The sequence below is a fragment of the Streptomyces sp. AJS327 genome, from assembly GCF_013450295.1.
GTDB lineage: Bacteria > Actinomycetota > Actinomycetes > Streptomycetales > Streptomycetaceae > Streptomyces.
The window spans coordinates 1,341,833-1,358,573 of the sequence record NZ_SKBR01000001.1; the positions used below are offsets into that span (position 1 = coordinate 1,341,833).

Sequence of the window (16,741 nt, forward strand, 5' to 3'; positions counted from 1 at the left end):
CGGCGCCCGGTGTGCCGGGCGGTGGGGTGGTGGGGCGCGCTCGGGTGGGACCGGAGGAGGCGGCTCGGGGGCGGACGCGTACCCTCGTAGTCCGTGAACAAGGGCACTCGGCGGACGGTGGAGAGCGTGGAGACGCCTGCGCGGGCCGCCGTACGCGTCAGTGGCCTGGTCAAGACCTACCCCGGAGGCAGGGGACGGCGCGGGGCGCCCCCCGTTCCGCCGGTGCGCGCCAGCGACGGCGTCAGCCTGGAGGTGCGGCAGGGCGAGATCTTCGGCCTGCTCGGGCCGAACGGCGCGGGCAAGTCCACCCTCGTCCGGCAGCTCACCGGGCTGCTCCGGCCGGACGACGGTTCCGTCGAGGTGCTGGGCCACGACCTGGTGCGGCATCCGGAGCGGGCCGCGCGGCTCCTCGCCTACCTCGGGCAGGAGTCGAGCGCCCTGGACGAACTCACGGTGGCGCTGGCGGCGGAGACCACGGGCCGCCTGCGGGGCCTCGGCCCGGCCGCCGCGCGTGCCGAACGGGACGCCGTCCTGGACGAGTTGGGTCTCGGGGGGCTCGCGGGGCGGCCCCTGAAGAAGCTCTCCGGTGGTCAGCGGCGGCTCGCCTGTGTGGCGGCCGCGCTGGTCGGCGAGCGTCCGCTGCTGGTGCTGGACGAGCCGTCGGCGGGGATGGACCCGGTCGCCCGGCGCGCGGTGTGGTCCGCGATCGACCGGCGGCGGGCCGCCACGGGCACGACGGTGGTGCTGGTGACGCACAACGTCATCGAGGCGGAGACGGTGCTCGACCGGGTCGCGGTGCTGGACGACGGCCGGGTCATCGCCTGTGACACCCCGGGCGGACTGAAGGCCACGGTCGGTTCGGACGTCCGGCTGGAGCTGGTCTGGCGGGAGCGGGCGCCGGTGGAGCTGCCGTCGATCGCGGAGTTGGGGGAGCGGGCCGTGGTCTCCGGGCGGCGCTGGACCCTGCGGCTGGCGCCGGAGGCGGCGCGCGACACGGTCGCGCTGATCACGGAGGGCGCCGCCTTCGCGGCGCTGGACGACTTCCGGCTGGCGACGCCCAGCCTGGAGGACGTGTACCTGGCCCTCGGCGGCCGTGCGGAAGGTCTGGTGAAGCGGTGAGGACGCGCGGGGCGCAGAGGAGCGGAACGGCGTGAGCAGCACGGCCGCGGTGGAGAGCGCGGAAGAAGACGGCGTCGGTGGGCGCGGAGCGCGGAGCGCCGGAAGTCCCGGGCGGGACCGCCCCGGTGGGCTCGCGGTCGCGGAGCCGTCACTCCCTTCGGCCGAACCGGAGCGGCTGTCCGAGCGGACCCGGCTGTGGCCCGCGCTGACCGCCGTCTACCGGGCACAGCTCTCCCGGGCGCGGGTGGCCCGGGTGCCGCTGCTGTTCGTGGCCACCTTCCAGTCGCTCGGCATCATGGTGCTGATGCGCGGGGTGGTGGACGGCGGCGCGGAGGCCCGCGCGGTGGTCGCCGGGTCCAGCGTGCTGGTGGTGGCCTTCGTCGCACTGAACCTGCTGGCCCAGTACTTCGGGCAGCTGCGGGCCAGCGGCGGCCTCGACCACTACGCCACGCTGCCGGTCCCGGCCGCCGCCGTGGTGCTGGGCGCGGCGGGCGCGTACGCCTCGTTCACGGTGCCCGGTGTGCTGGTCACGGCGCTCACGGGGAGCGTCCTCTTCCAGCTGCCGCTGGGTGGGCTCTGGGTGCTGGCGGCGGTCATCCCGCTGACGGGTGCCGCGCTCGCCGGGCTCGGCGCGGCGCTGGGGCTGCTCGCGCCCCGTCCCGAACTCGCGACGGTGTGCGGGCAGTTGGGTATGTCCGCAGCGCTGCTGCTCGGGGTGCTGCCCGCCGGGCAGCTGCCGGAGCCGGTGCGCTGGCTGCGGGACCTGCTGCCGTCGACGTACGGGGTGGAGGCCCTGGCGCGGACCTACGAGGCCAGCCCCGACTGGGCCGCCGTCGGCTTCGACCTGGGCGTGTGCGCGGCGGTCGGGGTGGCCGCGCTGGCCGTGGCGACCTGGGCCTACCGGCGCGCCGCCGTCCGCTGAGCCGACCGCGGGCGGCCGCCCGCCCCCGCCCGACCGGAGTCGCGCACCGCCGCCACCGCACCCCCCCCACGGCTCACCCCCGCCCCTGAGCACCGCCCCCGACCACCGTCCACCCGTACCCGGCGACACCCGCGCCCGTGGACGTCTCGTGGCCGCTCGCGGCCGTGTCCGGGCGCGGTGCGCGTGGGGCGGGTGGGGACAGTCCGGAGCGCCGCCCCGTTCCCGAACGGGCGGCCGGGCCTGGCACGATGGCCCCGTGACCGTACCGACGCCTTCGTCCTCCAACCCCGACCCCGACTCCACCGGCGAATCCGGCCGCCCGGCGCCCGGCAGCCCCGGCTGGGGGAACCGGGATGACGCCACCGGCGGATCAGCGGGAGGACGGCCCGACCCGTATCCGGCGTACCCCGGCGGAGCCGGAGACCCGGATCCGCCCGAGGCGGGGTCGGACGGGATCGAGGCCGAGGCACGTGAGGGAGTGGTGTGCGGCCTCGCCGTCGCGCTGCTGGCACTGGTGCTCGGCCCGCTGTGGGCCTGGCTCGCCCCCCGGACGCCGTTGATCACCGACGGTTCGGCGGTCTACCCCAAGCACCCCGAGGGCGAGGAGGTGGTCGGCGCCGACGGGAGCTTCCTGCTGATCTCGGCGGGCCTGGGCGTCCTCGTCGGACTGGTGGTCTTCCTCGTGCGACGCCGGGGCGGTGTGGGGCTCGTCATCGGGATGACCGTGGGCGCGCTGCTCGCCGCGCTGGGGGGCTGGGGCATCGGGGTCGCGCTCGGCCCGGAGACCGACCTGGTGGAGGCGGCCCGGGCCGCCGGCGCGGGCGCCACCTTCGACGGCCCGCTGAAGCTTCAGGCCAAGGGCGTGCTGCTGGGCTTCCCGTTCGCCGCGCTGCTGGTGCACATGGTGCTCACCGTCGCCTTCGGCAAGCGCGAGCCCCTGCCGCCACCGCCACCACCCGCCGGACCGGGGGCGCCGGGCGGCGGCTGGGCGGACACCGGCCGCTGACGGCGGCCCGCCCAGCCGCCTCCGGCGGGCCGTCAGGCGGGGCGGCGGCCGTGGTTCGCGCGCCGTTTGCGGACGCGCCAGCGGCGTTTGCGGGTGCGTTTCGACATCGTGGTGACCCCCTCGGCCGTGGTGCCGGGCGTCCGCCGGCCGGCGTGTGCCCGGCGCTCCTTCGGTCGTAGCGGAGGACGGACGGGCTGGGAAGCCCCCGCGCGCCGCACCGCCGTACGGGCGCACCGCCGGGAGGCCGTGGGCCGTGGCCGCCGGAACCGCGCGGGCGGTGGGCCTGGGCCCCGCTTACGGGGGCGGCGCGGGCGGCTCGGGCAGCGCGGACGTCGGATGGCTCGGACGACGCCCGCGCGGCCACCGGAGAGCGGCCGTCGGGTCGCGCCGGGCTCAGGTCCGGGCGATGGGGGCGGTGACGGCGTCGGTGAGGGCGGCGAGGTCGGCCGGGGCGAGTTCGATCTCCAGTCCGCGCCGCCCGGCGGAGACACAGACCGTCGGGTGGTCGTCCGCCGAGTCGTCGAGCACCGTGGGCAGCCGCCTGCGCTGCCCGAGCGGCGAGATGCCGCCGCGTACGTAGCCGCTGCTGCGCTCGGCGGCCACCGGGTCGGCGAGCACGGCGCGCTTGCCACCGGCCGCCGTGGCCAGCGCCTTGAGGTCGAGCGTGGTGGAGACCGGCACGATCGCCACCGTGAGCGCGCTGTCCACCTCCGCGACCAGCGTCTTGAACACCCGCCCGGGATCGACACCGAGCGCCTCGGCGGCCTCCGCGCCCCAGGAGGCGGCGGCCGGGTCGGGTGTGTAGGAGTGGGTGGTGAACTCCACCCCGGCCCGGGTGGCGGCGACCGTCGCCGGGGTCGCCGCTGACTGCTTCCTCTTACCCGTCGTCTTGGCCATCGTCCGTCATTCCGGGGTCAGTTGGGGCTGGTCGGGTCGCGGGTCAGCTCCGGCGCGGGCAGCGAGGGCAGCTTGCCGATCACCGCGCTCTCCCGGCGCAGCAGCTTCAGTTCGGCCGCGAGCCGGCTGGCGGTGTCGGGGGCCTCCAGCAGACGCTGCTTCGCCGGGGTGTCGAGCACCGTCGCCGCGGCGACCAGGTAGGAGATCACCGACGGGTCGTCGGGCAGCTCCTGACCGGCGGCGAGGGTCCGCTCCCGGGCGCTGGCGAGCCGCTTCTGGTAGCCCGCGAAGGCCCGGAGCACCCCGGAGGCGAGCGCGCCCGCGCCCTCGCCCTCGGTCTCCTCCAGCTCCTCGACCTCGGCCATCAGATAGGACCCGCTGGCGTCCACGGAGAGCAGGCGGCAGCGGGTGGTGCCGGTCGCCAGCACCTCGTATCCAGCCGCGGCGTCGTCCGGCTCACCGGGCGTCTCCGGCGAAGCCTCCTCCTCGGCGCTCCCGGCCCGTTCGCGGATGGTCGAGGCGTCCGCGACGCAGGCCACGTCGTAGAAGGAACTCAGGGGGTCGGGCCCGAAACCGGCCGTGGGGCTGGTGCCGGGCGGTGGGGAGGGCTCCACGCGCGCCGGGTCGAGCGGGGCGAGCTGCCCGGTGCCGAAGGACGGGCGGGCGACCTCGTGTCCGTCGCGGATGGCGACGACGGCGAAGCGCCGCGGGGCGTCCTCCGGGATCTTGAGCAGATCGCGCATGAGCGCGCGGTACCGCGGCTCGAAGATGTTCAGGGGCAGTACGAGGCCCGGGAACAGCACCGAGTTGAGGGGAAAGAGCGGAAGCGCGGTAGTCACAACGGGCAAGCCTAAAGCCTCCGGCCGGGTTGCCGGTGGTGTGTTGCGCGATGGCCGTGCCGCCGGGCCTCACTGGCGGCTCAGGAGTCTGGTCGCGCCGGCGGCGATGGTGGTGGCCAGCGTCCAGCCCAGCAGGATGAGGACGGCCGCCGCCCACTGGTAGCCGCCCGCCGGGTTCCACGCCGAGTCGTGGCCCAGGGAGATGACCGGTAGCAGCAGGTCGAGTACGTAGAGCGCGGCGCTCCAGTGCGGTGCCTCCTCGCCCTTGAGCGCGCCCGGGGGGCGCTGCGAGAAGAGCAGGGTGCCGCTTGCCCACAGCACCGCCATCCAGAGCGCGGCCTGGGCCGGGCGGTAGCCGTAGGCCACCGTCCAGTCCTGGAGGTAGCCCCACAGCTTGCCCAGCAGCGGCAGCGTCTCGCGTCTCCGGCGGTGCTTCTCCAGCAGCACCGTACGGGCGTTGGTGTCCTCGCCGGTGGCGCGGTACATCGCGGCCAGTTGCTCGTACGGCTCGGGGGAGTACTCGGGGGTGGCGCTCGCGACCCACTGGAGGCGCTGACGGACGTTGAAGTGGCCCTCCTTGGGTATCGCCTGCTGGTAGGTGAAGCCCGCCATCCACAGTCGCTGCCCGCTGGGCCAACTCCCCACGCGGTCAAGCAACTTCTCGACCGAGGCGCCGGAGAGCACCACCCGGCCGCTCTCCGGCGGCTGCGGGGTGAAGCCCAACTCGGGGGTGTGGATGCGGCGGAGCGACAGTTCCTGGTCGCTGCGGAGGGTCAGCCGGGCGTTCTCGATCAGCAGGGAGGAGCCGAACCGGCCGTCGTCCAGCACCATTCCGCCGGTGCACTCGAAGGGTTTGCCGTTCAGGTGCGCGTCGCCCTCGGTGGTGAACGGGTAGGCGGTGCCGGTCGGCGGGGTGGTGCCGAGGATCTGCTGGGAACGGTCGCGGCGGGCCTCGGCGAAGCTGGCGACCTGCTCCACCGTGATCTGCGGTGCGTACAGGGCGTGTTGGCCACCCCGGTTGCGCAACACGCTCCCGTACATGTGCAGTGAGCTGCCCACCGTCGCGCCCCGCAGACTCACCTGGCCGTCGGTGACCAGCAGGCTGGCCTGGAGTTCCTGGGAGACGGTGATGCCGTCGGCGGCCACCGCCCGGCTGCCCCGACCGCTGCCCACCGTCGCCTCGTTGAGCATCAGGTCGGTGCCGATCGTGGCGTCCGTCAGCTTGACGCCCTCCGGGATGGTGCAGCGCGGCAGGTGCAGGTCGCCGTCGGTGGCCAGCCGCGCCGCCTCCAGCCGGGGCAGGTAACAGTCCACCAGACGCGCCGTGTTGAGGCGCGTCTCGGATATCCGCACCTCCTTCTGGAAGCGGCAGAAGCCCAGTTCGACGTAGGAGCCCACGGAGCCGCCGGACAGGTCGAGGCAGCCGGTGACGTACGCGCCGTACAGGTGCAGCGCGGTCACCCGCCCCAGCAGTGGTGGCGGTCCGTGCAGCAGCAGGAGCGCGATCACCCGGGCGCGCACCGTCCGTTCGGGACCCCAGGGGTGGTCGCTGTTGGGGTCGTCCCACTCCGCCCGGCCGGTGCGCAGATCGTGCTGGCTGCCGTTCCGGAACGCCTGCCATAACCCCCATTCGGCCGTGGTCAGCCCGGCCGGTGGCTCGGCCGTTCCCTCTGGCTCGCTCACGCTCGTGACCTCCTGTCCGTTCGCTCCGTCGTCGGTCGTGTGCCGAACGTTGTCCCCGTACCCGCGGGGGCGGGGGTTAAGGATGTCAACACCGGTGATTCGGCGGGAACTTGGTTCCGGTTCAGGGGGTTTGCCGCGATGACGCGGTTCTGGCGCGGAGTGCCCTGACCACGGAGCGTCCCGTGGCCATCGCGGGCCACGGGCGCGGGCGGCCGGGGGCGCACGGGGCGGGGGGCGGTGGAGGAGGGGCGGGGTGGTCACGTGGGTCACGTGTGGTGTCACGTGTGGTGAGGGTGGTGAGGGTGCTGAGAGGTGGTGGCGGAGGGGGTGCGGGTCGGGCTGTCCGTGTGGGGGTCGGGCGGGGGCCGGGCGTCGGGAGGGGTGGGGTCGGGGCGGGGCGATACTGGTGCCCGGCGTCGCCCCGCCCCAGCCCTGGAGGCTGTCCGGCGCGGTCTCGCGCGGGGGCGCGCGCGGGGGTGGTCCGGAACGGCGTCCACCAGGTGATACGCGGAGCGGGGCGACGGAGGAGGTTTGAGAGACTGGACGTGTGATCTCCCGAATCGACCTGCGTGGCTCCGCCCTCCTCGATGGCGGTGGCCTCGATCCCGACCTGCTGCCCCGAGCCGAGCTGGATGTGGAGGCCGCCCTGGAGAAGGTGCGGCCGATCTGCGCGGAGGTCCAGCATCGCGGCACCGCGGCGCTCGTCGAGTACGCCCGGCGGTTCGACGGCGCGGAGCTGGAGCGGACCCGGGTGCCGGACTCCGCGCTGGAACGCGCGCTGGCCGAACTCGACCCGAAGGTGCGCGCGGCGCTGGAGGAGTCCGTCCGGCGGGCCCGGCTGGTCCACCGCGAGCAGCGGCGCTCCGACTCCACGGTCCGCGTGGTCCCCGGCGGCACGGTCACCGAGCGCTGGGTGCCCGTGGAGCGCGTCGGTCTGTACGTACCGGGCGGCCGGGCGGTCTACCCGTCGTCCGTGGTGATGAACGTGGTCCCGGCGCAGGAGGCCGGGGTGGAGTCGCTGGCGGTGACCTCGCCCCCGCGTCCGGACACCGGCCTCCCGCACCCGACGGTGCTCGCGACCTGCGCGCTCCTCGGGGTGGACGAGGTGTTCGCGGCCGGTGGGGCGCAGGCCGTCGCGATGTTCGCCTACGGCACCGAGGAGTGCCGCCCCGCCCAGCTGGTGACCGGCCCCGGCAACATCTACGTCGCCGCCGCGAAGCGGCTGCTCAAGGGCCGGATCGGCATCGACTCGGAGGCGGGCCCGACCGAGATCGCGATCCTGGCGGACGACACCGCCGACCCGGCGCACGTCGCCGCCGACCTGATCAGCCAGGCCGAGCACGACCCGATGGCCGCCGCGGTCCTGGTGACCCCGTCCGAGGCGCTGGCCGACGCGGTGGACGCGGAGCTGGCCGTCCGGGTCGCGGCGACCCGGCACCGGGAGCGGATCACCGAGGCGCTCTCCGGCCAGCAGTCCGGCACCGTCCTGGTGGACTCGCTGGACGAGGGGCTCGCGGTGGTGAACGCCTACGCCGCCGAGCACCTGGAGATCCAGACCGCCGACGCCGCCGGGTGGGCGGCGCGGGTGCGGAACGCGGGCGCCGTGTTCGTCGGCCCGCACGCCCCGGTCTCGCTGGGCGACTACTGCGCGGGCTCCAACCACGTGCTGCCGACCGGCGGTTGCGCCTGCCACTCCTCCGGCCTGTCCGTCCAGTCCTTCCTGCGCGGAATCCACGTCGTGGACTACTCGCGGGAGGCGCTGGCGGAGGTGGCCGAGCACGTCCGGGTGCTGGCGGAGGCCGAGGACCTCCCGGCACACGGCGAGGCGGTCAGCGCCCGGTTCGAGCGGGACCCCGCCGGGTCCGGCGCCCCGGGCCCGCGCGGGAGCGGAGCGGGGGAGCGGCCGTGAGCGCGAGCGGAACGAACGGAACCGCGGTCTCGCCGAACGCCCCGGCCGGGCCGGTGACCGCCCTCGACGACCTCCCCATCCGGGACGAACTGCGCGGCGAGACGCCCTACGGCGCCCCCCAGCTGGACGTCCCGGTGCGGCTGAACACCAACGAGAACCCCTATCCGCTGCCCGAGGAACTGGTCGCCCGGATCGCGGAGCGGGTGGGCGAGGCCGCGCGCACCCTCAACCGCTATCCGGACCGGGACGCCCTCACCCTCCGCACCGAGCTGGCCGGGTACCTGACCCGCGTCACCGGCCACGAGATGGGCCCGCGCGAGGTCTGGGCGGCCAACGGCTCCAACGAGGTGCTCCAGCAGCTCCTCCAGGCGTTCGGCGGGCCCGGGCGCACCGCGCTCGGTTTCGAGCCCTCGTACTCCATGCACGCGCTGATCGCCCGTGGCACCGGAACCGGCTGGCTGTCCGGACCCCGGACCGCGGACTTCCGGATCGACGTGGCGGCGGCGGTGCGCACCATCGCGGAGCGGCGGCCGGAGGTCGTCTTCGTCTGCTCGCCGAACAACCCGACGGGCACGGCGGTCGACGCCGACACCGTCCGCGCGCTGTACGACGCCGCGCAGGCGGCCCGCCCGGAGCGGGGCGCCCTGGTGGTGGTCGACGAGGCGTACGAGGAGTTCTCGCACGGCCCCTCGCTGCTGCCGCTGCTGGACGGCCGCCCCACCCTGGTCATCTCCCGCACCATGTCCAAGGCGTTCGGCGCGGCCGGACTGCGGCTGGGCTACCTCGCCGCCGACCCGGCGGTGGTCGACGCCGTGCAGCTGGTGCGGCTGCCGTACCACCTCTCGGCGGTCACCCAGGCCACCGCGCTGGCGGCGCTGGAGCACACCGACACCCTGCTCGGGTTCGTGGGGCGGCTCAAGGAGGAGCGCGACCGCCTGGTGCGGGAGCTGCGCGCCGCCGGATGTACGGTGACCGACTCCGACGCCAACTTCGTCCAGTTCGGCCTCTTCGAGGAGGAGGGCGGAGCGCACGCCGTGTGGGAGGCGCTGCTGGAGCGCGGTGTGCTGGTGCGGGACAACGGGGTGCCGGGGTGGCTGCGCGTCACCACCGGAACCCCGGCCGAGAACGACGCGTTCCTGGACGCGGTGCGCGCAGTGATGAAGGAGAGACGACAGTGACCCCCCGGACCCCCCCGACGCCCGGGGCCCCTCGGGAGGAGCGGGCGAGCGACGCCCGATCCCCGCGTACGGGCCGCGTGGAGCGCACCACCAAGGAGACCTCCGTCCTCGTCGAGATCGGCCTCGACGGCACCGGCGAGGTGAACGTCTCCACCGGGGTGGGTTTCTACGACCACATGCTCGACCAGCTCGGCCGGCACGGCCTGTTCGACCTCACCGTCAAGACCGACGGCGACCTGCACATAGACAGTCACCACACCATCGAGGACACCTCGCTGGCGCTGGGGGCCGCCTTCCGGCAGGCGCTGGGCGACAAGCGGGGGATCGTGCGGTTCGCGAACGCCGCCGTGCCGCTGGACGAGTCGCTCGCGCAGGTCACGGTCGACCTCTCGGGCCGCCCCTACCTGGTGCACAGCGAGCCGGAGGGCATGGCGCCGATGATCGGCGCGGAGTACGACACCACCATGACCCGGCACATCCTGGAGTCCTTCGTGGCCCAGGCGCAGATCGCGCTGCACGTCCACGTGCCGTACGGCAGGAACGCGCACCACATCGTGGAGTGCCAGTTCAAGGCGCTGGCGCGGGCGCTGCGGTACGCCTCCGAGATCGACCCCCGGCAGCACGGCGTCCCCTCGACCAAGGGAGCCCTGTGAACGGGCTGTCGACGCTCCTGATCTTCGTCGGGCTCTTCCTGCTGGGCGGCGCGATCTCCTTCTGGAAGCAGGAACTGCCCCGGGGCGTGGTGGTGTTGCTCGGTCTCGGCGCCGCGATGGCGCTAGGCGCCGGGGTGCTGCGACTGGGGGTGTGGTCATGACGGCGGACGCGGCCGGGCGCCGGAGCGTCGTGGTCTTCGACTACGGCTTCGGCAACGTGCGGTCGGCCGAGCGGGCGCTCGTCCGCGCCGGGGCCGACGTCGAGATCACCCGGGACTACGAACGGGCGATGTCCGCCGACGGCCTGCTGGTGCCGGGCGTCGGCGCCTTCGCCGCCTGCGTCGAGGGCCTGCGCGCCGCCCGGGGCGACTGGGTGGTGGGCAGACGGCTGGCGGGTGGGCGGCCGGTGCTCGGCATCTGCGTCGGGATGCAGATCCTCTTCACGCGCGGTGTGGAGCACGGGCAGGAGGCGGATGGGCTGGACGAGTGGCCCGGCACCGTGGGCCCGCTCACCGCCGACGCCGGGCACGCGGTGCCGCACATGGGGTGGAACACCGTGCGGGCGCCGGAGGACTCCCGGCTGTTCGCCGGTCTCCCGGCCGACGCGCGCTACTACTTCGTGCACTCCTACGCCGCGCACGACTGGGAGCTGGAGACGGTCAACCCGCGGATGAACGCCCCCCGGGTCAGCTGGACCACCCACGCGGAGCCGTTCGTCGCCGCGGTGGAGAACGGCCCACTGTGGGCCACCCAGTTCCATCCGGAGAAGTCCGGAGACGCCGGGGCCCAGCTGCTGCGCAACTGGGTCGACACGCTCTGAGCCCCGGGCCCGGCCGCTCCCACCGGCGACTCCGGCCGGGCCCCGTCCCTACCGACCGCTCCCGTCCCCGTTCCCGTCCCCCGGGGTTCCGCCGCGCGTTCCCCCGACGCCCGCGAAACCCCCGCGAAGTCCCCTGTGTTCCCCCTGAGTTCCCCGTTTCCGTCCGATCCACCGGCACGCCCCCGACCCCGTGAGGTTCCGTCCGCGATGAGCACCCTCGAACTCCTCCCCGCCGTCGACGTCCGTGACGGCCAGGCCGTCCGCCTGGTACACGGCGAGTCCGGCTCCGAGACCTCCTACGGTGACCCGCTGGAGGCCGCGCTCGCCTGGCAGCGGGCCGGTGCCGAGTGGCTGCATCTGGTCGACCTGGACGCGGCGTTCGGCACCGGCGACAACCGCGCCCGGATCACCGAGGTGGCCACGGCGATGGACGTCAAGGTGGAGCTGTCCGGCGGCATCCGGGACGACGCCTCGCTCGCCGCCGCGCTCGCGACCGGCTGCCGCCGGGTCAACCTGGGCACGGCGGCGCTGGAGACCCCCGAGTGGGTGGCGCGGGTCATCGCCGAGCACGGTGACCGCATCGCCGTCGGGCTGGACGTGCGCGGCCGGACGCTGCGCGGCCGGGGCTGGACCCGGGACGGCGGTGACCTCTTCGAGACGCTGGAGCGGCTCGACTCCGAGGGCTGCGCCCGGTACGTCGTCACCGACATCAACAAGGACGGCACCCTCCAGGGGCCCAACCTGGAGCTGCTGCGCTCGGTCTGCGCGGCGACGGACCGCCCGGTCGTCGCCTCCGGGGGCGTCTCCTCCCTTGACGACCTCCGCGCGATCGCGACGCTGGTACCCGAGGGGGTCGAGGGCGCGATCGTCGGAAAGGCCCTCTACGCCAAGGCGTTCACCTTGGAGGAGGCTCTGGAGGCCGTATCAGCATGACCAGCACCCCGCGTCGCGTGTCCTCGAACGGCCCCTGGGAGGAGGAGTTCGGCTACTCCCGGGCCGTCGAACTCCCCAACGGCCTGGTCCTGGTGTCGGGTTGCACCTCGGTGGTGGACGGGCGGATCGCCGAGGGCGGCCCGTACGAACAGGCCGTCACCGCCTTCGGCGTCGCCGTCGGCGCGCTGGAGGAACTGGGCCTGGGGCGCGCGGACGTGGTCCGCACCCGGATGTACGTCACGCACGCCCGGGACGTGGAGGAGGTGGGGCGGGCGCACCGCGAGCTCTTCGGCGAGGTGCGGCCCGCCGCCTCAATGATCATCGTCTCCGGCTTCGTCGACCCCTCGCTGGTCGTCGAGGTCGAGGTCGAGGCGTACCGAGAAGCGGAGTCGCGCGGCGCGACCCGGTAAGGAGCAGCACGGTCATGACCCTCGCGGTCCGAGTCATCCCCTGCCTGGACGTCGACGGCGGCCGGGTCGTCAAGGGCGTCAACTTCCGTGACCTGCGGGACGCCGGGGATCCGGTGGAGATGGCCACGGTGTACGACGCCGAGGGCGCCGACGAGTTGACGTTCCTCGACATCACCGCCTCCTCCGGAGACCGGGAGACGACCTACGACGTGGTGCGCCGCACCGCCGAGCGGGTCTTCATCCCGCTGACCGTGGGCGGCGGGGTGCGCACCGCCGACGACGTGAACCGGCTGCTGCGCGCCGGGGCCGACAAGGTCGGCGTCAACACCGCCGCCATCGCCCGGCCCGAGCTGATCCGCGAGATCGCGGAGCGCTTCGGCAGCCAGGTGCTGGTGCTGTCGGTGGACGCCCGGCGCACCCCCGGCGGCGGGTACGAGGTCACCACGCACGGCGGTCGCCGGGGCACCGGCCTCGACGCGCTCGAATGGGCCCACCGCGCGGCCGAGTTGGGCGCCGGGGAGATCCTGCTCAACTCGATGGACGCGGACGGCACCCGGGACGGCTACGACCTGGAGATGACCGCCGCGATCCGCGAGCGGGTGTCCGTCCCGGTGATCGCCTCCGGCGGCGCCGGGCGGCTGGAGCACTTCGCCCCGGCCGTCGAGGCGGGCGCGGACGCGGTGCTCGCCGCCTCCGTCTTCCACTTCGGGGAGCTGCGGATCGGGCAGGTCAAGGAGGCGCTGCGGGAGGCCGGGCAGCCGGTCCGCTGAGGCTCCTTCCTAGCGGCCGGAGGCGGGTGGGCTGGTGGTGGCGGCGCGCAGGAACTCCCGGTTCAGCGCGGCGATGGAGGACAGCGGTATGCCCTTCGGGCAGGCGGTGGCGCACTCCCCGGTGAGGGTGCAGCCGCCGAAGCCCTCCGCGTCCATCTGGCCGACCATGTCCAGCACCCGGCTCTCCCGCTCCGGGGCGCCCTGCGGCAGCGCGTTGAGGTGGTTGACCTTCGCCGAGGTGAACAGCATCGCCGAGCCGTTCGGGCAGGCCGCGACGCAGGCGCCGCAGCCGATGCACTCGGCGTGCTCGAACGCCCGCTCCGCCGCCGCCTTCGGCACCGGGGTGGCGTGGGCCTCGGGCGCGCTTCCGGTCGGCGCGGTCACGTAGCCGCCCGCGCCGATCACCCGGTCGAAGGCGCTCCGGTCCACCACCAGATCGCGTACGACGGGGAAGGCGGCGGCCCGCCACGGCTCCACGTCGATGGTGTCGCCGTCCCGGAAGTGCCGCAGGTGCAGCTGACAGGTGGTGGTCGGTTCGGGGCCGTGCGCCCGCCCGTTGATCACCATGCCGCAGGCGCCGCAGATGCCCTCCCGGCAGTCGTGGTCGAAGGCGACCGGCTCCTCACCGCGTTCGGCCAGCCGCTCGTTGAGGGTGTCGAGCAGTTCGAGGAAGGACATCGCCGGATCGGCGTCGTCGATCGCGTAGGGCACCATCGCGCCCTCGCTGCCGGAGTCCGGCTGCCGCCAGACGCGCAGGGTGAGCCTCATGTGTAGCTCCGCTGGGTGGGGTGGACGTGTTCGAAGTCGAGCCGTTCGCGGTGGAGCACGGGCGCCTGGCCGGTACCGGTGAACTCCCAGGCGGCGACGTACGCGTAGGAGGCGTCGTCGCGCAGCGCCTCGCCGCCGGTGGTCTGGCTCTCGGTGCGGAAGTGGCCGCCGCAGGACTCCGCGCGGTGCAGCGCGTCCAGGCACATCAGCTCGGCCAACTCCAGGTAGTCCACCAGCCGGTGGGCCTTCTCCAGCTCCTGGTTGAGCCGCTCGCCGCTGCCCGGCACCCGGATCCGCCGCCAGAACTCGGCCCGCAGCTCAGGGAGGCGCTCCAGCGCTCCGCGCAAGCCCGCCGCGTCCCGGGCCATTCCGCACGCCTCCCACAGCAGCTCGCCCAGCTCCCGGTGGAAGCTGTCCGCCGTGCGGTCACCGTTGTTGGAGAGCAGCGCGTACAGCCGGTCGGTGACGTCGAACACCGCCTCGTGCACGGCCGGATGGTCCCGGTCGACCTCGGCTCGCCCGGCCTCCGACAGCCGCGCCAGGTAGTCGGGAAGGGTGGCCGGGAGCACGAAGTAGCCGTCCGCCAGGCCCTGCATCAGCGCCGAGGCGCCCAGCCGGTTGGCGCCGTGGTCCGAGAAGTTGGCCTCACCGATCGCGAACAGCCCCGGCACCGTGGTCTGGAGGTCGTAGTCGACCCAGAGTCCGCCCATCGTGTAGTGGATCGCGGGGTAGATGCGCATCGGCACCTCGTACGGGTCCTCGGCGGTGATGCGCTGGTACATCTCGAAGAGGTTGCCGTAGCGCTCCTCCACGGCCTTCCGGCCCAGCCGCCGGACGGCGTCGGCGAAGTCCAGGTACACGCCCTCGCCACCGGGGCCGACCCCACGCCCCTCGTCGCAGACCTGCTTGGCGGCGCGCGAGGCGATGTCCCGGGGGACCAGGTTGCCGAAGGCCGGGTAGCGGCGCTCCAGGTAGTAGTCGCGCTCCGCCTCCGGGATCCGTCCGGGGGGTCTCGTGTCGCCCGCCCGCGCGGGCACCCAGATGCGGCCGTCGTTCCGCAGCGACTCGCTCATCAGCGTCAGCTTCGACTGGTGCTCGCCGGAGCGCGGGATACAGGTGGGGTGGATCTGCGTGAAGCAGGGGTTGGCCATCCGGGCCCCGCGCCGGTGCGCCCGCCAGATCGCGGTGGCGTTGGAGTTCCGCGCGTTGGTGGAGAGCCGGAAGACGTTGCCGTAGCCGCCGGTCGCCAGCACCACCGCGTCCCCGAGGTGCGTCTCCACCCGGCCGGTGACCAGGTCCCGGGTGACGACCCCGCGCGCCCGGCCGTCCACCACCACCAGGTCGAGCATCTCGGTGCGCGGGTGCATCTCCACGGCGCCCGCCGCGATCTGCCGGGACAGCGCCTGGTACGCGCCGAGCAGCAGCTGCTGACCGGTCTGCCCCCGGGCGTAGAAGGTGCGGGCGACCTGCACCCCACCGAAGGACCGGGTGTCCAGCAGCCCTCCGTACTCGCGCGCGAACGGGACGCCCTGGGCGACGCACTGGTCGATGATCTCCACGGAGATCTGCGCCAGCCGGTGCACGTTCGACTCGCGCGCCCGGAAGTCCCCGCCCTTGACGGTGTCGTAGAACAGCCGGTGCACCGAGTCACCGTCGTTGCGGTAGTTCTTGGCCGCGTTGATACCGCCCTGCGCGGCGATCGAGTGTGCCCGGCGGGGGGAGTCCTGGTAGCAGAACTGCGTTACCCGGTAGCCCTGTTCGGCCAGGGTCGCCCCGGCGGCTGCGCCCGCGAGCCCGGTGCCGACCACGATCACCCGGAACCCGCGCCGGTTCGCCGGGTTGACCAGCTTCGCCTCGAAGCGCCGCCGGTCCCAGCGCTCGGCGATCGGCCCCTCCGGGGCCCGGGAGTCCACGAGCGGCGCGCCCTCCGTGTACCGGGCGTACGCCGGGCCGTCGAGGAGGTCCGTCCCCGCCGGGCCGGGCGCCGGGGCGCCCGGGGGACCCCCGGAGACGCCGGAGGCGGGCGGGGTGGAAGCGGGGATGTCGGAGGGCATGTCAGCTCACTACTCCCGTCATGACGGAGAGGGGAACGGCCAGGAAACCGGCGGTCAGCACCAGGGCCAGCCCGTTGGCCAGGGCGCGCAGCGTCCGGTCCGGGCCGGTCCTGGTCACCCCGAGGGTCAGCGCCGCGCTCCGCAAACCGTGCCGGACGTGGAGCCCCACGGCGAGCATCGCCACGACGTAGATCACGTTGCCGTACCAGGTGCCGAACGTCGCGAGCACGTTCTCGTACGGACGGCCCGCCTCCCCACGGGGGTTGACGGTGCCGGTCGTCAGGTCGAGCACGTGCCAGACGATGAACAGCGCGAGGATCACCCCGCCCCACCGCATGGTGCGCACCGCGTAGCTGGAGCGGCGCCGCCGGTGCGCGTAGCCGATCGGGCGGGCCGCGCGGTCCCGGCGGCTGAGCTGGTACGCGCTGACGCCGTGCGCCACCACCGAGCCGAGCAGCACCACGCGCACCAGCCAGAGGAACCACCCGTGGTGCAGGGCCGGTTCGCCCAGCGTGCGCAGCCAGCGCGCGTAGCCGTTGAACTCCTCTGGGCCGAAGAACACCTTGAGGTTCCCCAGCATGTGCACGACCAGGTACAGCAGCATCACCAGGCCGCTCACCGCCATGACGGCCTTCTTGCCGACGGTCGAGCGCCAGATCACCCGCGCCGTTCCGGCGCGCTCCGCACGCGTTGCCAGGGTCATGACCGAGACGCTAGGGACACCTCCCGTCATCAGTCCAAGACATAGAACCGCTGTATTCGATAGGGGGTAACTATCGC

17 protein-coding genes are annotated in these 16,741 nt (G+C 74.1%); 11 read left to right on the top strand and 6 right to left on the bottom strand.

Annotation, left to right across the window (positions count from 1 at the left end; translation table 11 throughout):
* Window positions 1-117 precede the first annotated feature (117 nt).
* The 3 genes from E0L36_RS05380 to E0L36_RS05390 all read left to right on the top strand — a co-directional run bounded on the left by E0L36_RS05380 (window position 118) and on the right by E0L36_RS05390 (window position 3,047).
* Window positions 118-1,119 carry an ABC transporter ATP-binding protein gene (locus E0L36_RS05380; RefSeq protein WP_180928615.1) on the top strand — a complete coding sequence of 334 codons (1,002 nt, stop codon included), beginning with the start codon at window positions 118-120 and terminating at the stop codon, window positions 1,117-1,119.
* A 31-nt stretch (window positions 1,120-1,150) separates the two neighbouring features.
* Window positions 1,151-2,041, top strand: a complete 891-nt coding sequence (locus E0L36_RS05385; protein ID WP_308416641.1) for an ABC transporter permease — start codon at window positions 1,151-1,153, stop codon at window positions 2,039-2,041.
* 256 nt (window positions 2,042-2,297) lie between these two features.
* Entirely contained in the window at window positions 2,298-3,047 is a 750-nt protein-coding gene (locus E0L36_RS05390; RefSeq protein ID WP_180927673.1) for a hypothetical protein, read from the top strand.
* Between the two features lie 393 nt (window positions 3,048-3,440).
* On the opposite strand, the gene ybaK is transcribed toward E0L36_RS05390, so the two are convergent.
* From ybaK to E0L36_RS05405, 3 genes are all read right to left on the bottom strand, one after another.
* Window positions 3,441-3,944, bottom strand: a complete 504-nt coding sequence (ybaK, locus tag E0L36_RS05395) for a Cys-tRNA(Pro) deacylase (protein ID WP_180927674.1) — start codon at window positions 3,942-3,944, stop codon at window positions 3,441-3,443.
* A gap of 17 nt (window positions 3,945-3,961) precedes the next feature.
* On the bottom strand, window positions 3,962-4,783 hold the full coding sequence (locus tag E0L36_RS05400) for an LON peptidase substrate-binding domain-containing protein (protein ID WP_180927675.1): 822 nt from the start codon (window positions 4,781-4,783) through the stop codon (window positions 3,962-3,964).
* Window positions 4,784-4,852: 69 nt separating this feature from the next.
* Window positions 4,853-6,466, bottom strand: coding sequence for an oxidoreductase (locus E0L36_RS05405; protein WP_180927676.1), 1,614 nt, complete (start codon window positions 6,464-6,466; stop codon window positions 4,853-4,855).
* A gap of 547 nt (window positions 6,467-7,013) precedes the next feature.
* Here E0L36_RS05405 and hisD point away from each other — a divergent pair.
* The 8 genes from hisD to hisF all read left to right on the top strand — a co-directional run bounded on the left by hisD (window position 7,014) and on the right by hisF (window position 13,139).
* Complete coding sequence (gene hisD, locus E0L36_RS05410) at window positions 7,014-8,375, top strand: histidinol dehydrogenase (RefSeq protein WP_180927677.1); 1,362 nt, start codon at window positions 7,014-7,016, stop codon at window positions 8,373-8,375.
* Window positions 8,376-8,428: 53 nt separating this feature from the next.
* Complete coding sequence (locus E0L36_RS05415) at window positions 8,429-9,553, top strand: histidinol-phosphate transaminase (protein WP_180928617.1); 1,125 nt, start codon at window positions 8,429-8,431, stop codon at window positions 9,551-9,553.
* A 77-nt stretch (window positions 9,554-9,630) separates the two neighbouring features.
* Window positions 9,631-10,206: an imidazoleglycerol-phosphate dehydratase HisB gene (hisB, locus tag E0L36_RS05420; protein ID WP_180928618.1), complete on the top strand. Its 576-nt coding sequence runs from the start codon at window positions 9,631-9,633 to the stop codon at window positions 10,204-10,206.
* A complete protein-coding gene (locus tag E0L36_RS05425; protein WP_180927678.1) occupies window positions 10,203-10,367 on the top strand; it encodes a hypothetical protein in 165 nt (54 codons plus the stop codon). Before hisB ends, E0L36_RS05425 begins: the two co-directional genes overlap by 4 nt.
* A complete protein-coding gene (hisH, locus tag E0L36_RS05430; protein WP_180927679.1) occupies window positions 10,364-11,026 on the top strand; it encodes an imidazole glycerol phosphate synthase subunit HisH in 663 nt (220 codons plus the stop codon). The genes E0L36_RS05425 and hisH overlap by 4 nt, the downstream gene beginning before the upstream one ends.
* A 207-nt stretch (window positions 11,027-11,233) precedes the next feature.
* On the top strand, window positions 11,234-11,959 hold the full coding sequence (gene priA, locus E0L36_RS05435; RefSeq protein WP_180927680.1) for a bifunctional 1-(5-phosphoribosyl)-5-((5-phosphoribosylamino)methylideneamino)imidazole-4-carboxamide isomerase/phosphoribosylanthranilate isomerase PriA: 726 nt from the start codon (window positions 11,234-11,236) through the stop codon (window positions 11,957-11,959).
* Window positions 11,956-12,369: a RidA family protein gene (locus E0L36_RS05440; RefSeq protein WP_180927681.1), complete on the top strand. Its 414-nt coding sequence runs from the start codon at window positions 11,956-11,958 to the stop codon at window positions 12,367-12,369. Before priA ends, E0L36_RS05440 begins: the two co-directional genes overlap by 4 nt.
* A gap of 14 nt (window positions 12,370-12,383) precedes the next feature.
* Window positions 12,384-13,139 carry an imidazole glycerol phosphate synthase subunit HisF gene (gene hisF, locus E0L36_RS05445; protein ID WP_180927682.1) on the top strand — a complete coding sequence of 252 codons (756 nt, stop codon included), beginning with the start codon at window positions 12,384-12,386 and terminating at the stop codon, window positions 13,137-13,139.
* A gap of 9 nt (window positions 13,140-13,148) precedes the next feature.
* On the opposite strand, the gene E0L36_RS05450 is transcribed toward hisF, so the two are convergent.
* Genes E0L36_RS05450 through E0L36_RS05460 form a run of 3 tightly spaced genes read right to left on the bottom strand, consistent with a single transcriptional unit; the run spans window position 13,149 to window position 16,664 of the window.
* The gene (locus E0L36_RS05450; RefSeq protein WP_180927683.1) at window positions 13,149-13,907 is read right to left on the bottom strand and encodes a succinate dehydrogenase/fumarate reductase iron-sulfur subunit; all 759 of its coding nucleotides are present in this window, start codon (window positions 13,905-13,907) and stop codon (window positions 13,149-13,151) included.
* Window positions 13,904-15,961 carry a fumarate reductase/succinate dehydrogenase flavoprotein subunit gene (locus E0L36_RS05455; protein WP_180927684.1) on the bottom strand — a complete coding sequence of 686 codons (2,058 nt, stop codon included), beginning with the start codon at window positions 15,959-15,961 and terminating at the stop codon, window positions 13,904-13,906. The genes E0L36_RS05450 and E0L36_RS05455 overlap by 4 nt, the downstream gene beginning before the upstream one ends.
* 1 nt (window position 15,962) lies before the next feature.
* Window positions 15,963-16,664 (bottom strand): succinate dehydrogenase cytochrome b subunit, encoded by a 702-nt coding sequence (locus E0L36_RS05460; RefSeq protein ID WP_180927685.1) that lies wholly within the window; start codon window positions 16,662-16,664, stop codon window positions 15,963-15,965.
* Window positions 16,665-16,741: the final 77 nt, after the last annotated feature.